Source organism: Bacillus sp. N3378-2at (assembly GCF_033412715.1).
Classification (GTDB): domain Bacteria; phylum Bacillota; class Bacilli; order Bacillales; family Bacillaceae; genus Bacillus; species Bacillus subtilis.
Map to the genome: position 1 here is coordinate 3,301,264 of NZ_CP117986.1, position 21,011 is coordinate 3,322,274.

Below are 21,011 nucleotides of genomic sequence, written 5' to 3' on the forward strand. Positions count from 1 at the left end.
TCTCTTCGATTTTTTAAAAAAGTGATAAGGTATAAGTCCTGCTGTTTTCCAAAAATAGAAAACAGTTTGTAGGTATAAAATCTCTTTCAAAAGAGAAGTTTGGCTTAGTCGATTAGGGAAGATTATGTTACATAATGCCGATTGAGAATTCATAGTGATTCTATATACTGATGAATGAATTTACAACAATATAGAAGGAGATGTCGAAAAGTAATGTGGTTACTCATTATAGCCTGTGCTGTCATACTGGTCATCGGAATATTAGAAAAACGACGACATCAGAAAAACATTGATGCCCTCCCTGTTCGGGTGAATATTAACGGCATCCGCGGAAAATCGACTGTGACAAGGCTGACAACCGGAATATTAATAGAAGCCGGTTACAAGACTGTTGGAAAAACAACAGGAACAGATGCAAGAATGATTTACTGGGACACACCGGAGGAAAAGCCGATTAAACGGAAACCTCAGGGGCCGAATATCGGAGAGCAAAAAGAAGTCATGAGAGAAACAGTAGAAAGAGGGGCTAACGCGATTGTCAGTGAATGCATGGCTGTTAACCCAGATTATCAAATCATCTTTCAGGAAGAACTTCTGCAGGCCAATATCGGCGTCATTGTGAATGTTTTAGAAGACCATATGGATGTCATGGGGCCGACGCTTGATGAAATTGCAGAAGCGTTTACCGCTACAATTCCTTATAATGGCCATCTTGTCATTACAGATAGTGAATATACCGAGTTCTTTAAACAAAAAGCAAAAGAACGAAACACAAAAGTCATCATTGCTGATAACTCAAAAATTACAGATGAGTATTTACGTAAATTTGAATACATGGTATTCCCTGATAACGCTTCTCTGGCGCTGGGTGTGGCTCAAGCACTCGGCATTGACGAAGAAACAGCATTTAAGGGAATGCTGAATGCGCCGCCAGATCCGGGAGCAATGAGAATTCTTCCGCTGATCAGTCCGAGCGAGCCTGGGCACTTTGTTAATGGGTTTGCCGCAAACGACGCTTCTTCTACTTTGAATATATGGAAACGTGTAAAAGAAATCGGTTACCCGACCGATGATCCGATCATCATCATGAACTGCCGCGCAGACCGTGTCGATCGGACACAGCAATTCGCAAATGACGTATTGCCTTATATTGAAGCAAGTGAACTGATCTTAATCGGTGAAACAACAGAACCGATCGTAAAAGCCTATGAAGAAGGCAAAATTCCTGCAGACAAACTGCATGATCTAGAGTATAAGTCAACAGATGAAATTATGGAATTGTTAAAGAAAAGAATGCACAACCGTGTCATATATGGCGTCGGCAATATTCATGGTGCCGCAGAGCCTTTAATTGAAAAAATCCACGAATACAAGGTTAAGCAGCTCGTAAGCTAGGGGGAAATGCAAACATGTTCGGATCAGATTTATACATCGCACTAATTTTAGGTGTACTACTCAGTTTAATTTTTGCGGAAAAAACAGGGATCGTGCCGGCAGGACTGGTTGTACCGGGATATTTAGGACTTGTGTTTAATCAGCCGGTCTTTATTTTACTTGTTTTGCTAGTGAGCTTGCTCACTTATGTTATCGTGAAATACGGTTTATCCAAATTTATGATTTTGTACGGACGCAGAAAATTTGCTGCCATGCTGATAACAGGGATCGTCCTAAAAATCGCGTTTGATTTTCTATACCCGATTGTACCATTTGAAATCGCAGAATTTCGAGGAATCGGCATCATCGTGCCAGGTTTAATTGCCAATACCATTCAGAAACAAGGTTTAACCATTACGTTCGGAAGCACGCTGCTATTGAGCGGAGCGACCTTTGCTATCATGTTTGTTTACTACTTAATTTAATGTAAGGTGTGTCAAACGATGAAAAAAGAACTGAGCTTTCATGAAAAGCTGCTAAAGCTGACAAAACAGCAAAAAAAGAAAACCAATAAGCACGTATTTATTGCCATTCCGATCGTTTTTGTCCTTATGTTCGCTTTCATGTGGGCGGGAAAAGCGGAAACGCCGAAGGTCAAAACGTATTCTGACGACGTACTCTCAGCCTCATTTGTAGGCGATATTATGATGGGACGCTATGTTGAAAAAGTAACGGAGCAAAAAGGGGCAGACAGTATTTTTCAATATGTTGAACCGATCTTTAGAGCCTCGGATTATGTAGCAGGAAACTTTGAAAACCCGGTAACCTATCAAAAGAATTATAAACAAGCAGATAAAGAGATTCATCTGCAGACGAATAAGGAATCAGTGAAAGTCTTGAAGGATATGAATTTCACGGTTCTCAACAGCGCAAACAACCACGCAATGGATTACGGCGTTCAGGGCATGAAAGATACGCTTGGAGAATTTGCGAAGCAAAACCTTGATATCGTTGGAGCGGGATACAGCTTAAGTGATGCGAAAAAGAAAATTTCGTACCAGAAAGTCAACGGGGTAACGATTGCGACGCTTGGCTTTACCGATGTGTCCGGGAAAGGTTTCGCGGCTAAAAAGAATACGCCGGGCGTGCTGCCCGCAGATCCTGAAATCTTCATCCCTATGATTTCAGAAGCGAAAAAACATGCTGACATTGTTGTTGTGCAGTCACACTGGGGCCAAGAGTATGACAATGATCCAAACGACCGCCAGCGCCAGCTTGCAAGAGCCATGTCTGATGCGGGAGCTGACATCATCGTCGGCCATCATCCGCACGTCTTAGAACCGATTGAAGTATATAACGGAACCGTCATTTTCTACAGCCTCGGCAACTTTGTCTTTGACCAAGGCTGGACGAGAACAAGAGACAGTGCACTGGTTCAGTATCACCTGAAGAAAAATGGAACAGGCCGCTTTGAAGTGACACCGATCGATATCCATGAAGCGACACCTGCACCTGTGAAAAAAGACAGCCTTAAACAGAAAACCATTATTCGCGAACTGACGAAAGACTCTAATTTCGCTTGGAAAGTAGAAGACGGAAAACTGACGTTTGATATTGATCATAGTGACAAACTAAAATCTAAATAAACGGAGTGATAAAGATGAAATTTGTCAAAGCTATCTGGCCGTTTGTTGCCGTAGCCATCGTGTTCATGTTTATGTCAGCTTTTAAATTCAATGATCAGCTGACAGATCAGGAAAAACAGAAGATTGATATGGAAATGAATAAAATCCAACAGCAGGAAGAACCGGTAAATGCCAATAAATAATTCAAAAAAGAGAGTGTCTGATGAGACACTCTCTTTTTATTTGCCCAGCATATTCATTCTGTAAAAATATCAAAAAGTCTCTTAACATATTCAAAAAAATACCGATGTTAAAACTGCAAAAAGAGGAGGAGATAATAAAAGTGAACACACTGGCAAACTGGAAGAAGTTTTTGCTTGTGGCGGTTATCATTTGTTTTTTGGTTCCAATTATGACAAAAGCGGAGATTGCGGAAGCTGATACATCATCAGAATTGATTGTCAGCGAAGCAAAAAACCTGCTTGGATATCAGTATAAATATGGCGGGGAAACGCCGAAAGAGGGTTTCGATCCATCAGGATTGATACAATATGTGTTCAGTAAGGCTGATATTCATCTGCCGAGATCTGTAAACGACCAGTATAAAATCGGAACAGCTGTAAAGCCGGAAAACCTGAAGCCGGGTGATATTTTGTTTTTCAAGAAAGAGGGAAGCAACGGCTCTGTTCCGACACATGACGCCCTTTATATCGGAGACGGCCAAATGGTACACAGTACACAGTCAAAAGGGGTTATCATCACCAATTACAAAAAAAGCAGCTATTGGAGCGGAACTTATATCGGAGCGAGACGAATCGCTGCCGATCCGGCAACGGCTGATGTTCCTGTCGTTCAGGAGGCCGAAAAATATATCGGTGTCCCATATGTGTTTGGCGGAAGCACGCCGTCAGAGGGCTTTGATTGCTCGGGGCTTGTGCAATATGTGTTTCAACAGGCACTCGGCATTTATCTGCCGCGATCAGCCGAACAGCAGTGGGCAGTGGGCGAGAAGATAGCCCCTCAGAACATAAAGCCTGGTGATGTCGTCTATTTCAGCAATACGTATAAAACGGGAATTTCACATGCAGGCATTTATGCGGGCGCAGGCAGGTTCATCCAGGCGAGCAGGTCAGAAAAAGTAACCATTTCCTATTTGTCAGAGGATTACTGGAAATCGAAGATGACGGGTATTCGCCGATTTGACAACCTGACAATCCCGAAAGAAAATCCGATTGTTTCCGAAGCGACGCTTTATGTCGGAGAAGTGCCTTACAAACAGGGCGGAGTAACACCTGAGACAGGATTTGATACAGCTGGATTTGTCCAATATGTATACCAGAAAGCAGCCGGTATTTCCCTGCCTCGATACGCAACAAGCCAGTACAATGCCGGAACTAAGATTAAGAAGGCGGACCTGAAGCCGGGAGACATTGTGTTCTTTCAATCAACAAGCTTAAATCCCTCCATCTATATCGGAAACGGACAAGTTGTTCATGTCACATTATCAAACGGCGTGACCATCACCAATATGAACACGAGCACATATTGGAAGGATAAATACGCAGGAAGTATACGAGTGCAATAAAAGACAAAGACTCCAATCTCTGGAGTCTTTTCTTTATGCATATTGTCCTGAAAGAAGCTGGTCTATAAAGTAGGCCACACCATTTTCGTCATTGCTTTTTGTGACAAAGGTGCTTTTTTCTTTTAATTCATCAATCGCATTTTCCATGGCGATACGGTGTCCTGAGACTTCAAACATGGACAAATCGTTCGGACTGTCGCCGATCGCATAGATATCCTGTGTTTCAATTCCGTATATGTCAGCCAGCTTTGTTAACGCGCGTCCTTTTCCTGAAGAGGCCGGCAGGATTTCAATAATATGTTTTCCGGAAGAGGTTTGCGCCAGTTTTTTATGATGCTTCAGCTCTTCCTTCGCTTGTTTCAGCTTGTCCATATCAAAGGAGAAGCATAGAAGCTTATAAATATTTTCACCGCCCTCAAAAACAGATTCGATATGAGGGATTGGTTTAATTCCAAATTGCTTGAATTGAGTCATGGCTCCTTGCCACAGTTCATCTGTCTGCTCGTTTGGATTTGCGCTCTTTAGAATGTCTAGCTCCGCGTGCAGCTTAGCTTTGCCGTCAAAAGGAGAAAGCAGATGGTCATCTGTATATACCTCAAAGTAAATGTTTTTTGACAGTAAGTAATCAGCAATCGCTTTGCCGGCTTCCTGATCCATTAATGTCCGGCTTATCAAACGGTAACCCGTGTCATGGATCGTACCGCCATTAGCTGCAATGATAGGGATGTCCAAGTCATCCAGCAGCGCCTTTACATCAAATGTCGCTCTTCCCGTGCAAATGGTGACGAGGATGCCGGCATCAACGGCCCGCTTGATCGCCTCTCTGTTTTCCGCAGAAATGACGCTTTCTTTATTCAGTAATGTTCCGTCTAGATCAATCGCAATACATTTCATATGTAGGGGAACCTCCTTAAAAATGAAGCTGCTTCGTGTAGTATGTTCAGCTTGCCTGTGAAACATAATCCATATAAATTAAGGCTAATCGTTACTTTGATAATTTTCAAGAAAAAAACGGAATGGTAATAGACCATTCCGGTAAAATCAGTTATCTATGTCATTTTTTAGTTCGGTTTTGACTTCTTCTAGCTTTTCACTATCAAGTTTCAAATAATATAGTTTTTTTCGCTCACGAGAGCTGTAGAGATACATGTCAGAACCGGTAAGTTGTTCAGTATCAACTGATTTTAAAGAAGTTATAAAAGGAAATAAACCGATTGCATCATTTAAAGATAAATTCATCTTTAAATTTTCCCCTAAACTATCAACGATATCATCATATGCTGGTATTGAGCTTAATGATTTAGATTTTTTTATGATGGCATTTAGGACTTCCATCTGTCTTTGACCGCGTTGAAAATCGGTATCAGCTTTACGTGTCCTTACATAAGCTAGTGCTTCTTCACCGTTTAGTGTTTGAACGCCAGTTTTTAATGTGACTTTTCCTTTTGTATCTTTTTTAATTTGATTAACTATTTTTTCATTTTTTACATTTATACTAACTCCATTTAATTCATCCACAACATCTTTAAAAGCGTCAAAATTACTTTCTATTACATAATCTACTGGAATATCTAGAAGGTTTTCAATTGTTTTCGCCGAGAGTTTTACTCCTCCATATGCATGGGCATGTGTAAATTTATCATATCCATAACCAGGGATGTTAACATAAGAATCTCTCGGTATACTTAACATTGTTGCTGATTTGTTTTTTCGATTAAAGGTAACTAAGACATTAGCGTCACTTCGAGCATCGTCAACCGTCTCACCTTTGGAATTTCTTGAATCAATTCCTAAAAGTAATACAGTAAATGAGTCTTTTTTCGGATCAAATTCTTTGATACGTTTAACGGATTGACCATTTTCATTTAGATCAATATGTGCTTGTTTTGACGCATTGTTCAACTTTATATAAGCATAGGTACCAATTGAACCAGTTACGATAATTAGAATAGCAAACAAACCGATTGTGAATTTCACCCATTTTTTCAGACGTCTCTTTTTCTTCTTGTGTTGTAATCGTTCCTCCATATCAATACCTCACATTTCCTTAATATTTGAAGCGTACCATTTTTTTTGCCATAGGACAACTCAGAAAATTACAATATTAGAAAAATTAACTATATTATATATTAGTATTAGACAAATAAGATTACGGTTGTGTAGAACAGAACTACCTATATTGGACGCTGCAACAGGTAAAATGTTTCAGTGACATTGAAAAAAATACAAGTAAATGATTGGAAAACTCATGATCAACAAAATAAAAAGGTTTAATGACCGGAAAAAGAGGCTAAAAGATTTCTAAAAAAATCCCACAGACAATGTCATTGCAGCTGATGGAGAAAGGGAGTCATTTTTATGAAAAAGCAGTCAAATATATGGCTTTATTTTTTCGGAGCTCTTGGAGGCGCGTTATATGGCTATGATACCGGAGTGATTTCCGGAGCTATTTTATTTATGAAAAAGGAGTTAGGATTGAATGCGTTTACAGAAGGTCTTGTTGTCAGCTCCTTACTGGTTGGGGCGATACTAGGCTCGGGAGCGGCCGGCAAGCTGACTGACCGTTTCGGAAGAAAAAAAGCAATTATGACGGCCGCGCTGTTGTTTTGTATAGGCGGTCTTGGTGTGGCACTGGCCCCAAATACGGGAGTCATGGTGCTGTTTCGCATCATTTTGGGACTTGCAGTCGGAACATCGACGACGATCGTGCCGCTTTATTTATCTGAACTGGCGCCAAAGCATAAGCGCGGGGCGCTGTCATCACTGAATCAGCTGATGATCACGGTCGGCATCCTTCTTTCTTACATTGTCAATTACATATTTGCCGATGCCGAAGCGTGGCGCTGGATGCTTGGATTGGCTGCTGTGCCGTCATTGCTCTTGCTCATTGGCATTTTGTTTATGCCGGAGAGCCCGCGCTGGCTGTTCACGAATGGCGAAGAAAGCAAAGCGAAGAACATTCTTGAAAAGTTGCGTGGCACAACAGATATTGATCAGGAAATACATGATATAAAAGAAGCGGAAAAGCAGGATGAAGGCGGCCTGAAGGAGCTGTTCGATCCATGGGTGCGCCCAGCCCTGATTGCCGGTTTGGGATTGGCATTTTTGCAGCAATTTATCGGAACGAATACGATCATCTACTATGCGCCAAAAACCTTTACAAACGTCGGATTCGGAAACTCCGCTTCAATTTTAGGAACGGTCGGAATCGGCACAGTCAATGTTGTCATGACATTAGTAGCGATTAAAATCATCGACAAGATTGGAAGAAAGCCGTTACTGCTATTCGGGAATGCGGGAATGGTGATCAGCTTGATCGTTCTCGCTTTAGTAAATCTCTTTTTCGATAACACTCCGGCTGCCTCATGGACGACCGTCATTTGTTTAGGCGTGTTTATCGTTGTCTTTGCGGTCAGCTGGGGACCGGTTGTGTGGGTGATGCTTCCTGAATTGTTCCTGCTTCATGTCAGAGGAATCGGGACCGGTGTTTCGACCAGCGATGGGAATCAGTTATTTATTCCTGATTTATGCCGCGATCGGTATCATGGCGTTCTTATTTGTCCGATTTAAAGTGACAGAGACAAAGGGAAAAAGCCTTGAAGAAATTGAGCAGGATTTACGGGACAAAAACGGACAGGGAGGATCGGCCGGAAAACAGCAGACTGTCGGAACATAAAAAAGGGTGCGCGATCATGCGCACCCTTTTGATTGCTTACTTTCCCACCGTGCCAAAGTTAATGATTTTAAAAGAAATATCGTACTTAAAATCAGCCTCAGAAAATATTTCATCCCAATGCCCTTTTACTTTATTCCAATAGTCAGGGTGTTGAATCCTTATGTGGTCTGATAAAAAGACCGGATCGGTTTTATACTCGTGCTGCAGTTTATCCATCACCTGCTTTACGTCTCGTTCAAGCTTTTTCTCAAAAATGTTCTCCAGCCTGTGCAAATATCTTTTGCTAAAGGAGTTTTCATTCGGGTTTTGGTCTTCTGTCAGGATGCCCTTCGTTTTAACAGAAATCTGAAAGACAGGCTTTCCGTTGTCAATGACGGGCTTAATTTTCGTTTTCGATTTTTTGATTTCAAACGTAATCGGATGACCTTTATCTGTCGTTGGCATGACACCGCCTTGGATTGTCCCCATGACCCATGTCAGTGTCTGGGTTTCATCAGCTGAAAGAAACCCAACGAGTTTATTGCTGCCCCTTTTGATAATGCCTGCTCCGTCATACTTGGCTTTTCCCTTTTGGTTTTTCACGGCTTGAATAAGAAAACTGTAGCCATTTTGGCAATAGATAGAAGCTCTGCCGATACGAAGCGGCATCATAATCTTCCCGTTATACCCGCTGTTATTGGTCAGATCAATTAGCTTTTCGGAAGGCATCGGCAGCTGCTGCTTCGGACTTCCTTTTGTGAAAATATCTCCGGCTTTCCCTCTTGCTGCCATCAAATAGCTGCTGCGCCGCAGCTCATCATCCCGGATAAAATGATTGAAGACCTGATCTATGTTTTGATTCCTCATTAGCTTTTCTCCAAGAAGAATGACTTTTAAATGATCGCTATAAATAGGAGGGTCCTTGATGGATACATCACTGACTGCTTCTAGAATGGTTTTCCCATGGGATGTCACATTAACAAATTCGGGTTTTCCGGATGCTTGGCTGTCTTCACTTTGGGGAAGAAGGTTTTGGTATGTTAATTTATACTGGTGGTCATCCGTTTCATCGAGCGCAAGTCCTCTCGCGAAAGACAATTTTTCAATATTTTTTACATCCCAGCATCCGCAGAGCATCTGCAGCATCAGAACCATTACAAAAAGTTTCAGCATTGTCTTCATTGCAGCTGCCCCCTCCCCAGTTTTTTCTGTATCCAGCTTAAAAACCAGATGAAAAATGGTATTACAATGATGCCTAGAAATATATATCCGAGAAGTGTACCGTAATAAAACACGGCATTAAGATCTTCAGGAAACATTGATAGAAAAAATGTAACAGCCAGCAATGCAGTAAGCAGCCAAGGATTGTTTTTATTTTTCAGGTGGAAGATATCTGTTAATCCGATATGCGCCCCTTTAAAGGAGCCGAGCATACATGCAAATTGCTGTGCTGTCCAAGTTAACTGTAAAAACAGGTCAAACCGTTCAATAAAAATGCCCGGGATTTCTAATGCATGAATGAGTGAAATCGTCGGCCACGTCACTGTTTTTGCCTCAGCCACACTCATACAGCCAATGACAATAAACAAAGTAATGCTGTAGAAAACAGTTGAGGTTACAATACCAAAGGCGACAGCTTTTTTTACCTGCTTTGGATCTTTCATAAAGGGAACGAGATAAAAAATAATTTCAAATCCAGAAAAATATAAAAGGGTTTTAGGAAATAAAGAAAAAAAACTTTGAAAGCCGCCTTCAAAAACGGGCCGTATAAAATCTAACTGAAACAAACGAAAGCTAAACATCAAAAGCATGAGAAAAATAATAATTGTAATAGGGAAGATATATGCATATACCTTTGCAATGGGGTATACGCCCCCAGCCACATGATAAATGGCAACTGCCAGAAAAATGATCACAACAACCGCCATCGGTGTGTTTTTTAAAAGAAAGAATCCGACAACCTCGCCTAAAATCCGTGTCTGAAAACATACGATACCGATAAAATACAGGGAAATAAATACATTCAAAAAGAAACCAACCACTTTTCCCGCTGCAATGCTGTTGAGCTCAAAAATCGTTTTCCCGCTGTTTCGTTGAAGAAAAGGCAAAAAAAGCAGAGAAAAAATAATAAAAATAACGCCCTGCAGCAGGATCATGATCCATCCAATCGGACTGTCGGTTTCAGCGGCTGAGCGGGAAAGGGTTAAGACGCCAGCACCGATCATTGTACTGCTTACCATAATAAGCGTCTGCATAAATGTAAGCTTGTCCTCTGATTGCCTCATAGCCATCACCTTTGTCTGATTTTATCTTTTGTGCCTTTGCGGGTAGGTCTTCTTTTTAAAAATAGGGTGGGAACGCGAATAATCGTGTCTTTCAAATCTTGTCCGGGCTGTGCCATTATCGGAATAATGTAATCCTGGCCAAAGCTTTTCAAACGCATTAAATGGCCAATTACTAACAGAAAGACCATGATGACGCCATACATGCCCAATACAGCTGCACTTATCATTGCTGCGATACGAATAATCCGCAGCGGAAAGTTAAAGGCGTATGAAGGAACGGTAAAGGACGCCAATGCCGTAACGGAAACGACAATGACCATCAGTGCGCTGACAATTTGCGCCTGCACAGCTGCCTGTCCGATGACAACGCCTCCAATAAGCCCAATCGTCTGTCCGATCGGCTTTGGCAGCCGTAAACCGGCTTCCCGGATCAGTTCTATCGTAAATATCATAATAAAGGCTTCAACAAAAGGCGGAAAGGGCACATTCAGCCTGCTGCCTGCAATTGAAATAGCCATTCTCGTCGGCAAAAGCCCCGTATGGAAGGAAACGAGAGAAATATATAAGCCCGGCAAATAAATGGTAATCAGGATGCTGGAATAACGAAGCAAACGAATAAGTGACATTGTAATCCAGCGCTGGCTGTAATCATCCGGTGAATGAATAAATTCATCAAGCGTTGCGGGGACAACGAGTGCAAACGGCGTGCCATCCACCAAAATGGAAACCCGGCCTTCCAACAATGAGCTTTCTACACGATCTGGACGCTCTGTACTTAAGATCGTCGGAAAGATCGAAAAAGGTTCATCTTCAATGAGCTGCTCAAGTGTGCCTGATTCCGGCAAATCATCTGTTATGATGGATTTTAGGCGTTTAAACACTTCTTTTACGACATAATCAGGGGCAATATCCTGAATATATGCGACAGCTATCTTTTTTTTTGTCCTTTTGCCTATCGTCATTTCTTTTATGATGAGATTAGGGTCACTCGTCCGCTCTCGTAAAAGCGCCGTGTTTGTCCGGAGATTTTCAATAAAGCCAATCTTCGGACCGCGTTCTACGATTTCAGAGGAAGGTTCTTCAAAGGCGCGCGTCATGAATGTTTTCGTATCAAAAGCCAGCCCTCCGCTGTATCCATCGGCCAGCAAGATGGCATGTCCGGAAAAAATAAGCTGCTGTATTTCCTTTATAGTAGAGATTACATTGTGATGATAGCCGAAAAAGAAAGCGGATAAATCTTCAATCAAGCCCTCTTTTTTGTCTAACGCTTCTTTTTGTAATGGAGAAATGACGTATTGCGCCAGAAGTTTATTTTCTGTCAAACCGTCAATATACAGTAGGCACGCTTTCTGTCTGCTGCCTCCAAATGAAAACGTATAAAACATGATATCGTCGTTTTGTCCCAACTTTTTTTTCAATGTCTCTATATTGCGTTGGAGATCAGAGTCGATTTGCATAGTTTCTCTCCCCTTTATAAAACATATTGACGGTTTTTATTAATTTGTATCAAAAAAGGAGAATTATTCTTATCGAGGAAAAGGCTGAAACAAAGCTTCTTTTCGACGTGATATAATAGATAGGAAGCGTTTTCTTTGAAGGGGTAGTGAAAAGATGATGCTTTGTACATATGTTGTCATCGGAAAAAAGACAGCTTATACCGGGCGTTTGTAAGAGGGGCGCACCGGGAAAATGATGATCAGTTATTTACAGGGGAGGGGTACGGATCATGACGCAATCACCGATTTTTCTAACGCCTGTGTTTAAAGAAAAAATCTGGGGCGGAACCGCTTTACGAGATAGATTTGGATACAGTATTCCTTCAGAATCAACGGGGGAATGCTGGGCCATTTCCGCTCATCCAAAAGGACCGAGCACTGTTGCAAATGGCCCGTATAAAGGAAAGACATTGATCGAGCTTTGGGAAGAGCACCGTGAAGTATTCGGCGGTGTAGAGGGGGATCGGTTCCCGCTTCTGAAAAAGCTGCTGGATGTGAAGGAAGGTACGTCAATTAAAGTTCACCCTGATGATTACTATGCCGGAGAAAACGAAGAGGGAGAACTCGGCAAGACGGAATGCTGGTACATTATCGACTGTAAGGAAAACGCAGAAATCATTTACGGGCATACGGCCCGCTCAAAAACCGAACTTGTCACAATGATCAACAGCGGTGACTGGGAGGGCCTGCTGCGAAGAATCAAAATTAAACCGGGTGATTTCTATTATGTGCCGAGCGGAACGCTGCATGCATTGTGCAAGGGGGCCCTTGTTTTAGAGACTCAGCAAAATTCAGATGCCACATACCGGGTGTACGATTATGACCGGGTTGATGACAACGGGAAGCCAAGAGAGCTTCATTTTGCCAAAGCGGTCAATGCCGCCACGGTTCCCCATGTGGACGGGTATATTGATGAATCGACCGAATCAAGAAAAGGAATAACCATTAAAACGTTTGTCCAAGGGGAATATTTTTCGGTGTATAAATGGGACATCAATGGCGAAGCTGAAATGGCTCAGGATGAATCCTTTCTGATTTGCAGCGTGATAGAAGGAAGCGGTTTGCTGATGTATGAGAGAGAAACATGTCCGCTCAAAAAAGGCGATCACTTTATTATGCCGGCTCAAATGCCCGATTTTACGATAAAAGGAACTTGTACCCTTATCGTGTCTCATATTTAAACTTAATCTCACTTCGAGGTTAAGTTTTTTTTATTAGAAAATGGAAGTGATTCACCTATAAATGAAGCATGCGCGTGCCGATAAATAAACTAGTTTTATATACTCATAGAATAAGAAAGAGGAGAAGGAATGAAAAAGAGACTAATCGCACCTATGCTTCTATCCGCCGCGTCCCTTGCCTTTTTTGCCATATCTGGTTCTGCCCAGGCAGCCGCGTATACCGACTACTCACTATATCAAGTAGAGCCGTCGAATACGTTCAGTACAGAAAGCCAAGCCTCACAAGCTGTCGCCAAACTGGAAAAAGATACTGGCTGGGATGCATCCTATCAGGCTTCAGGCACAACAACGACCTACCAAATTTCCGCCTCAGGCATTCATAGCGAATCAGAAGCGAAAGCAATACTGAGCGGACTCGCCAAACAGACATCGATTACAGGAACGTCAAGTCCTGTTGGAAGCAAACAGCCATATGTCACCATCTCGTCAGGTGCCATCTCCGGAGAAAAACAGGCCAACACTGTCCTAGCAAAGCTGAAACAGGAGACGGGAGTGGCTGGCGCTGTAAAAGCTTACGGAGCAGCTCAGCCCTATATGAACGTCATGACATCAGACATTGCTGATGAGACAAAAGTCAAGGCGCTTATCCAGAACCTGGCCAAGCAAACGGGGATTAAAAGCTCGTATCAGCCCATCACACACACGGTGTCTGTCACAACCATTCGTTCTGGCACAATCGTGGGAGACAGCAGAGCAGCGCAGATCAAAAAAGCCTTCCAAAAGGAATCGGGGCTGAAGGCATCATTAAAGGAAACAGTGAAAGGACAAGCCTATTATACGTTCACAACTGCTGCCATTTCAGGTGAAGCGAATGCCAAGACTCTATTGCAGCAGCTGAAACAGAGCACTGGCATCACAGGCAGCTACAAGTCCATCAATCAAAAAACAACCGTTGAGTCATACAATGTCCAATCAGCTTATTTCAAAGGCCTGAATACAGTAAAGGACGCCATCAGCCAGATCAAGAAAAACACCGGTGTATCCGGCAGTTATCAACAGGTTGGAAAAAGCACATCATATACCGTGAATATGAAGGGGATAACAAAACAGCAGCTCCAAAAAGTAGATACTTTCTTTAAAAAGAAAAAATGGCATTATACGTCATCCAGCGTCAAAAAAACAACAACGTCTGCGGCTTACCAAATCACGACAGCCAAGATGTTAGGCGAGCAGCAAGCAAACAAAGCAGCAGCCTTCTTTGCTCAGAAAAAAGTAAAAGCCACAAAAACAGCAGCTGGATCAACAGCAGAAAATCAATATCAGCTCATCTCAGAAGAAACATCAGATCAAGCAAAAGTCACAAAGGGTTTGAACATATTAAAGAAAAATCAGCTGAGTGCTTCTGCGAAATCCGTCAAAAAACAAATAGCTGACACGTTTAAAATCACAACCGAATCTCTGTTTGACCAAACGAAAGTCAATCAGGCACTCACGTTTTTCAAATCGAATCATATATCAGCAGCAAGCCAGAAAACCGGTCAGACAGCTGCGAGCAGCTATCAAATCACAACTGAAGCTATCATCAGCCAAGAAGAGATTGACCGCGTTTTAACATTTTTCAAACAAAATCATATCGCAGTCACAACATCAAAAACAGGCCAGACAGCATATACACAATACAAAATCGTGACAACACAGCTCAGCAGCAAAACAGCATTGAATAATGGGTTAACCTATCTTAAATCGAAAAGTGTAACCCCTAGCTATACAACGAAAAGCAATACGCTTTATAAAATCAGCGTAAATGAGCAGTTCACAGGCAATGATACAGCTGCTGCGGCATCAACGAAGCTAAAACAATTATACGGATGGACATCATCTATCGTGAAGATCAAAAACGGTCCGCAAATCATGAAAACAAATTACAATCTCTCGCTTCGTGATATGGTCCAAAAACAAATGACAGTAAGTCCGCAAACAGACGGAGCGGCTTACGTATCGCTCACGTACATTAATACAGCAACATCAACCGTTACGGCTGACGTACTAAATATCCGGTCAACGCCGGAAGTCAGCCCGACAAACGTGATCGGCCAATTTAAAAAAGGCGATAAAGTGAAAATCATCGGACAGATAAACGGCTGGGCTAAGATCAATTTGGGCTGGCGAAACGCAAGCAGTGATGAAGTAGTTCAATACGTGGATCCAAATAACTTTACCAGAGACAGCAAATACTACTTCCAATTTCTCAAGCTGTCACAGACAGCGGGCCTCAGCGTTACTGAGGTCAATCAGAAAGTGCTTGCGGGTAAAGGCATCCTGACAGGGAGAGCAAAGGCATTTATCGATGCCGCCAATCAATATAGCATCAACGAACTGTATTTAATCTCACACGCTCTTCTGGAAACAGGAAACGGGACATCCGCCTTAGCCAATGGATTAACCTATAACGGAAAAAAAGTATACAACATGTATGGAATTGGAGCATACGACAGCAATCCGAATTACTACGGAGCCAAATATGCGTACGAGCAGGGCTGGTTCACACCAGAAGCGGCCATTATCGGCGGAGCTAAATTCATAGGCTCATCGTATATCCACAACACAGCTTACAATCAGGACACACTGTACAAAATGAGATGGTCAGCTACAGCGACACATCAATACGCAACAGACATCGGCTGGGCGTACAAACAAGTAAACCGCATGTACAGCCTGTATTCATTGCTGGACGGCTATACACTTTACTTTGATGTTCCGGAATATCGATAATCATCATAAAAAGACCGGCCATGTTCCATTAGGAACCGGCCGGTCTTTTTTCATTTTCTGTCATATGCTCGCTCATAAAGTTCAACAGGCGCATGCTGGCATCACCTGTTGAATATTGATGCCACTCTTTCGCAAACCTCTTGAAGTTTTCCTTTGTATCGGACATTTCTTTGATTTCTTTCAACAGCATTTCGGTGTCCATGCAGGCTCTGCCGGGGATGACTGCTTCAAAATCATCGATCAGTCCGCGTTTTTCATTATACTCTGCCATATCATACGTGAAAAACAAAATCGGTTTATTTAACAAAGCGTACTCAAAGGCGACTGACGAGTAGTCGGAAATCAGGATGTCACTTTCCATCAGCAAATTCTTTAACGGAACGTCTGATACGTCTTTGATCAACCCTTCGTGTTCTTCAAAAGTAATCTGTTTCCGCACGGCTGGATGTAGTTTGACCAGTAGCAAAAATTCTCCCTTCAGTTCTCTGGAGAGCTGCTCCTTAGAGAAAGGGAGACGAATGGACGTCAAACAATAGTCCCTGTATGTCGGCGCATACAGAATAAGCTTTTGGTTCGGACGGTCAGCTGTTTTTCTTTTGACATGAAAGTATTCATCAGTTAACGGAACACCCGTCCGCAAAAAACGGTCATCTTTCACTCCGAATGACCGCTTGAAAATGTCCACCATTTTTTCAGAGCCGACAACGATATGATCAAACGAACGATACACCTTTTTAAACCGTTTGATATCCCCGGTGGATCGATAGCGGTTTCCGATATCCTCGAGTCCAAACTTCTTCAAAGCGCCGGACGCATGCCAAATTTGAATGCATGTCGTCTGAGGACGTTTATTCAAAACACTTGTCAGCAGAAAATAATTATCCGTTAACACAAATTTACACCTAAACATCAGGTATACGGCTTTAATGAGATGAATCGGATTTTTCTCGTTGATTATTTGCGATCGAACAGAAGGATATTCATCTGCAAGGGAAACGGCGTGCCTTGTTAAAAGGACTTCCATTTCAAACGGCCAGTTGCTGCTGACATACTCATCAAGCAGCTCGCGCGCATTATCCGGAAAGGAAGCAAGCAATACAGCTCTATCGCGAGCTTTTACCCTTCTGAAAATAAAACCGGTCAAAGCGAGACCGGCCGAGTAAATCATAACCAATAAAGAACGTATATTCATTCGTTACTCAAACTCTTTTCTACACATCGATTTTAGATTGTTCTTTGATCTGCTCCGGATAGTAGTGCCGCTGTTTTTGAACTCTTTCCTCTTTCAGAACGGAAAAGACATATTTCGGGATGTTCAGCATCCGCTTCCACCTTGTCGGATTGGTTAGCAGGCGGTACATCCATTCAAGATTAAGCTTAATGAATATTTTCGGCGCTCTTTTCACTTTTCCGCTGAAAACGTCGAAGCTCCCGCCGATGCCGATCGCAATCGCCTGAGGAAATAGATGCTTATGTTCATAAATAAACTTCTCCTGATGAGGATATCCGAGAGCCACAAAAACCATGTCAGGCTTGGCAGCCGCGATTTGCTTCGCAACTTCGTCTTTGTCTTTGACATAGCCGTGCGAGTATCCGGCTAGCTCAATTCCGGGATATTCGGTTGAAAGCCGATCTGCAACAGCTTGAATAATCTCTTGTTTGGCCCCGTATAAAAATACCCTTTTCTTTTTGCGGTCAGCCAGGCCGAGAAGGTTGATAAATACATCGTACCCCGCGATCCTCGATTTTAATCTGCTGTTGATCAGCCTTGACGTCAGGACGATGCCGATTCCGTCAGGCAGGATAAAGTCAGCAGATGAAACTGTTTTAAAATAACCCTTGTCTTTTGCAGCCGCATACCCGATCTCAGGGTTTACCGTTGCGATAAATGCCCCCTCATTGCGGTCGATAAAGGATTCTTCAAGATGACTCAAAAATCCGGGCAAATCCCCGTTAACATATGCAAGATGATGAACCGTTTCCGTTTGCAGCATAGTTTTTTTCCTCCTTCCGGTTTAAGAAGTGTAAGTATATACGAATGTATGAAAGTCGAAGATTAAGAGACCAGCCCATAAATTCAGGAAGTCTAACGTATATTTTAGCATAGATCATTCATAAAAGTTTAACAATATCTTTACATTAGTTTTAGATTTTTTACGTCTTATTCAGAAAAGGTTCAAATTTTTTTAGATAAAATTTGGAATTTCATTTACACTAAACAATACTTAACGTTTGATAGGCGATGTGCTATAATGAATGATCAGTAAAGACCTGTGAAATAAATGTAACTTATCGAGTGTTTTTGATATATTAATATAGCTTTTCGCCTTGAGATTAGAAAGGAGAGCGCATGACAATGAAGAAAGTCATCACATACGGAACGTTTGATTTATTACATTGGGGACATATCAAGTTATTGGAACGGGCAAAACAATTGGGGGACTATTTAGTTGTAGCGATTTCGACTGACGAATTCAATCTTCAAAAGCAGAAAAAAGCATATCACAGCTATGAGCACCGCAAGCTGATTCTTGAAACGATCCGCTACGTAGACGAAGTCATCCCGGAAAAAAACTGGGATCAAAAGGTACAAGATGTGATCAATCATGATATCGATGTATTTGTCATGGGGGATGACTGGGAAGGGAAATTCGACTTCCTAAAGGACTACTGCAAGGTTGTTTACCTCCCGAGAACCGAAGGAATTTCCACGACAAAGATCAAAGAGGAAATCGCGAACCTTTAATGTCGGCTCAGCATAATAAAAATTCAAAAAGTACTTCTTAAAAAAGATAAGAAGTGCTTTTTGTTTCGTATACGAGTCATTTTAATATAATAAGTATGGACAGCTTTGTTTTTGATTAAAAAAAAGAGGAGTAGACAGACTTTATGGATAGTGCAATTCCGATAAAATTTCAGCTGCTGGAAATAAAAATTAATGATACTGGCCTCTATTTTGTGTTCGAAAGTTCTGTCTCTCTTGATCATGTCGATGTTTTGGCAGTTAACCGCAATACGAAAAAAGACATGCGTGTACCATGTAACAAAATAAGCGATTCAAAGCAGTTAAAAGCAGCGAAAGTATCTTTAGATGACCTATCTAACCTGATGATAGACGAAGCGGTCATTGATTTTTATGTACTATATAAAAATAATAAAAAATATCAATGTAAAAAGAGGATTTACACAGCATCAAAACCGATTGAGCTGTCTTGGCATAAGGATCAAGCCAATCAGTTCATTTATTTACCGTATAAGACCCTAAAAGGCCACTTCGCTCTTGATGTTTTACGAAGTAAAGCAGTGGCTGAACCGGACAGCATGAAGTTATGCTCCGACGGAAAATTAATGATCGGAGGCTATACTTTTCTGCTAGATGCTGAAGAACGTTCATTAGTAAAAAGCAGAAAGCTGGTTTTAAAGGAAATTAGCCAAAACGATAAGGAGAGGTTTTTTGATTTCCCTTTAAAAGACGTTCAGCGCGGCGATCTATCAGCTGATTCTTCAGATCATACCGTAGGGTTTGAGGTGGAAATTGATCTGAAAAAGCTATATGAAGAAAACAGGATGCCTGCTTTCTTTCAGTTTTATATAGAATACGTAGGTGAAGATGCTGCAACAGGGGAGGAAATCATTATAAAAAGCAGGACATTCAGGCTGATTGATGATATAGACAGTTTTTCAATTGTTGACACAAAAAAAGGACCGGCTCGTTTTCACATTTATCCGCAGAAGCGAAAACGGAGCATGTGTCTAAGAATGAATGATTACACGATCAGAACCCGTGCGGTTTATTTTGCCAAAGGAAAAGGTAAAAGGCTGATGTCAGTCATCCGTAAAGGCAAGAATAAAGTAAAGAAAAAGATTTCGGGCATGGTGAAGAGGGCATACTATTTTACTTTTGAACTGGCCGGCAAACTGCCTGTTAAAAAGAAAACCGTCATTTTTGAAAGCTTTGCCGGTAAGCAGTACAGCTGCAATCCAAGAGCAATTTATGAATATATGAAGGAACATCACCCGGAATACAACTTAATATGGAGTGTAAATCCGAGTTATACAGAAATTTTCGAAGAAAAAAATGTCCCTTATATTAACCGATTCACGCTGAAGTGGCTGTTCGCCATGGCAAGGGCGGAATTTTGGGTTGTAAACAGCCGGCTCCCTTTATGGATACCCAAACCAAAGCACACGACATATGTGCAGACGTGGCACGGGACTCCGCTGAAAAGGCTTGCCGTCGATATGGAAGAAGTGCACATGCCGGGCACCAACACTGAGAAGTACAAGCAAAATTTCACTAAAGAAGCATCTAAGTGGGACTATTTAATATCCCCGAATCGGTATTCAACCGAGATTTTTGCCCGCGCTTTTCAATTTAACAAAACAATGATTGAGTCCGGATACCCGAGGAATGATTTTCTGTATACAGACAACCGCCCGGAAACGATGAAGGCCATAAAGAAAAAAATGAATATCCCCGAAGATAAAAAGGTCATTTTATATGCACCGACATGGCGGGACGATCAGTTCTATAAAAAAGGAAAATACAAATTTGACCTTGATTTGAATATGGAAAAGCTGCGAGAGGAGATCGGCGATAATTACGTCATCATTTTAAGAATGCACTATTTAGTCGCGGAAAACTTTGACCTTTCACCCTACAAAGGATTCGCATATGATTTCTCAGCATATGAAGATATTCGCGAACTTTATATGGTATCTGATTTGTTAATTACAGATTACTCTTCAGTATTCTTTGATTTCGCAAATTTGAAACGTCCAATGATTTTCTTCGTTCCAGACATTGAAACCTATCGTGACAAGCTGCGCGGCTTTTATTTTGACTTTGAACGAGAAGCACCAGGTCCGTTAGTCAAAACGACTGAGGGAGTAATTGAGAAAATCAAGGAAACAGAGACATCTGACTATCGCCTGCCAGACATTTTTGAACCTTTTTATGAAAGGTTTTGTTACCTGGAGACAGGTAACTCTTCGGAAAAAGTAGTGAATAGAATTTTTGAGTAAAAAATCTCCATTA

The 21,011-nt window shown here is 41.7% G+C and carries 16 protein-coding genes and 1 pseudogene; 10 read left to right on the plus strand and 7 right to left on the minus strand.

All coding sequences use genetic code 11. From position 1 onward, the window contains the following. Positions 1 to 213: 213 nt before the first annotated feature. The 5 genes from pgsB to pgdS all read left to right on the plus strand — a co-directional run bounded on the left by pgsB (position 214) and on the right by pgdS (position 4,584). Positions 214 to 1,395: a poly-gamma-glutamate synthase PgsB gene (gene pgsB, locus PUN35_RS17715; protein ID WP_003227883.1), complete on the plus strand. Its 1,182-nt coding sequence runs from the start codon at positions 214 to 216 to the stop codon at positions 1,393 to 1,395. A 14-nt stretch (positions 1,396 to 1,409) separates the two neighbouring features. Then, the gene (gene pgsC / locus PUN35_RS17720) at positions 1,410 to 1,859 is read left to right on the plus strand and encodes a poly-gamma-glutamate biosynthesis protein PgsC (protein ID WP_003227889.1); all 450 of its coding nucleotides are present in this window, start codon (positions 1,410 to 1,412) and stop codon (positions 1,857 to 1,859) included. 18 nt (positions 1,860 to 1,877) lie between these two features. Continuing rightward, entirely contained in the window at positions 1,878 to 3,020 is a 1,143-nt protein-coding gene (gene pgsA / locus PUN35_RS17725; RefSeq protein ID WP_003243306.1) for a capsular polyglutamate synthetase PgsA, read from the plus strand. A 14-nt stretch (positions 3,021 to 3,034) separates the two neighbouring features. After that, positions 3,035 to 3,202: an extrachromosomal elements maintenance protein EdmS gene (edmS, locus tag PUN35_RS17730; RefSeq protein ID WP_003227896.1), complete on the plus strand. Its 168-nt coding sequence runs from the start codon at positions 3,035 to 3,037 to the stop codon at positions 3,200 to 3,202. A gap of 140 nt (positions 3,203 to 3,342) precedes the next feature. Continuing rightward, complete coding sequence (gene pgdS / locus PUN35_RS17735; protein WP_033881779.1) at positions 3,343 to 4,584, plus strand: gamma-DL-glutamyl hydrolase; 1,242 nt, start codon at positions 3,343 to 3,345, stop codon at positions 4,582 to 4,584. Positions 4,585 to 4,617: 33 nt separating this feature from the next. Here the strand turns inward: pgdS and ywtE are convergent, their stop codons facing one another. Together ywtE and PUN35_RS17745 are read right to left on the minus strand one after the other, a co-directional pair. After that, a complete protein-coding gene (gene ywtE / locus PUN35_RS17740) occupies positions 4,618 to 5,478 on the minus strand; it encodes a 5-amino-6-(5-phospho-D-ribitylamino)uracil phosphatase YwtE (RefSeq protein WP_014481101.1) in 861 nt (286 codons plus the stop codon). Positions 5,479 to 5,625: 147 nt separating this feature from the next. Beyond that, positions 5,626 to 6,612: an LCP family protein gene (locus PUN35_RS17745; RefSeq protein ID WP_014481100.1), complete on the minus strand. Its 987-nt coding sequence runs from the start codon at positions 6,610 to 6,612 to the stop codon at positions 5,626 to 5,628. A 330-nt stretch (positions 6,613 to 6,942) separates the two neighbouring features. On the opposite strand from PUN35_RS17745, the pseudogene PUN35_RS17750 reads away from it, so the two are divergent. Then, positions 6,943 to 8,260: pseudogene (locus PUN35_RS17750) on the plus strand (sugar porter family MFS transporter). A gap of 36 nt (positions 8,261 to 8,296) precedes the next feature. On the opposite strand, the gene PUN35_RS17755 reads toward PUN35_RS17750, so the two are convergent. Genes PUN35_RS17755 through PUN35_RS17765 form a run of 3 tightly spaced genes read right to left on the minus strand, consistent with a single transcriptional unit; the run spans position 8,297 to position 11,981 of the window. Beyond that, entirely contained in the window at positions 8,297 to 9,421 is a 1,125-nt protein-coding gene (locus PUN35_RS17755; RefSeq protein ID WP_014481097.1) for a spore germination protein GerBC, read from the minus strand. Then, the gene (locus PUN35_RS17760) at positions 9,418 to 10,524 is read right to left on the minus strand and encodes a spore germination protein GerBB (RefSeq protein WP_014481096.1); all 1,107 of its coding nucleotides are present in this window, start codon (positions 10,522 to 10,524) and stop codon (positions 9,418 to 9,420) included. The genes PUN35_RS17755 and PUN35_RS17760 overlap by 4 nt, the downstream gene beginning before the upstream one ends. Before the next feature lie 5 nt (positions 10,525 to 10,529). Further along, positions 10,530 to 11,981, minus strand: a complete 1,452-nt coding sequence (locus PUN35_RS17765; RefSeq protein WP_014481095.1) for a spore germination protein GerBA — start codon at positions 11,979 to 11,981, stop codon at positions 10,530 to 10,532. 269 nt (positions 11,982 to 12,250) lie between these two features. Between PUN35_RS17765 and manA the strand changes: the two genes are divergently transcribed. Both manA and lytD read left to right on the plus strand, forming a co-directional pair. Then, positions 12,251 to 13,201 carry a mannose-6-phosphate isomerase, class I gene (gene manA, locus PUN35_RS17770; RefSeq protein WP_014481094.1) on the plus strand — a complete coding sequence of 317 codons (951 nt, stop codon included), beginning with the start codon at positions 12,251 to 12,253 and terminating at the stop codon, positions 13,199 to 13,201. Positions 13,202 to 13,330: 129 nt separating this feature from the next. Next, a complete protein-coding gene (gene lytD, locus PUN35_RS17775) occupies positions 13,331 to 15,973 on the plus strand; it encodes a beta-N-acetylglucosaminidase LytD (protein ID WP_014481093.1) in 2,643 nt (880 codons plus the stop codon). Positions 15,974 to 16,001: 28 nt separating this feature from the next. On the opposite strand, the gene PUN35_RS17780 is transcribed toward lytD, so the two are convergent. Further along, positions 16,002 to 17,165 carry a CDP-glycerol glycerophosphotransferase family protein gene (locus PUN35_RS17780; protein WP_014481092.1) on the minus strand — a complete coding sequence of 388 codons (1,164 nt, stop codon included), beginning with the start codon at positions 17,163 to 17,165 and terminating at the stop codon, positions 16,002 to 16,004. A gap of 19 nt (positions 17,166 to 17,184) precedes the next feature. Further along, positions 17,185 to 17,964: a WecB/TagA/CpsF family glycosyltransferase gene (locus PUN35_RS17785; protein ID WP_033881775.1), complete on the minus strand. Its 780-nt coding sequence runs from the start codon at positions 17,962 to 17,964 to the stop codon at positions 17,185 to 17,187. Positions 17,965 to 18,329: 365 nt separating this feature from the next. On the opposite strand from PUN35_RS17785, the gene tagD reads away from it, so the two are divergent. Next, on the plus strand, positions 18,330 to 18,719 hold the full coding sequence (gene tagD, locus PUN35_RS17790) for a glycerol-3-phosphate cytidylyltransferase (RefSeq protein WP_033881770.1): 390 nt from the start codon (positions 18,330 to 18,332) through the stop codon (positions 18,717 to 18,719). Positions 18,720 to 18,862: 143 nt separating this feature from the next. Further along, on the plus strand, positions 18,863 to 20,998 hold the full coding sequence (locus tag PUN35_RS17795) for a CDP-glycerol glycerophosphotransferase family protein (protein WP_014481089.1): 2,136 nt from the start codon (positions 18,863 to 18,865) through the stop codon (positions 20,996 to 20,998). Positions 20,999 to 21,011: the final 13 nt, after the last annotated feature.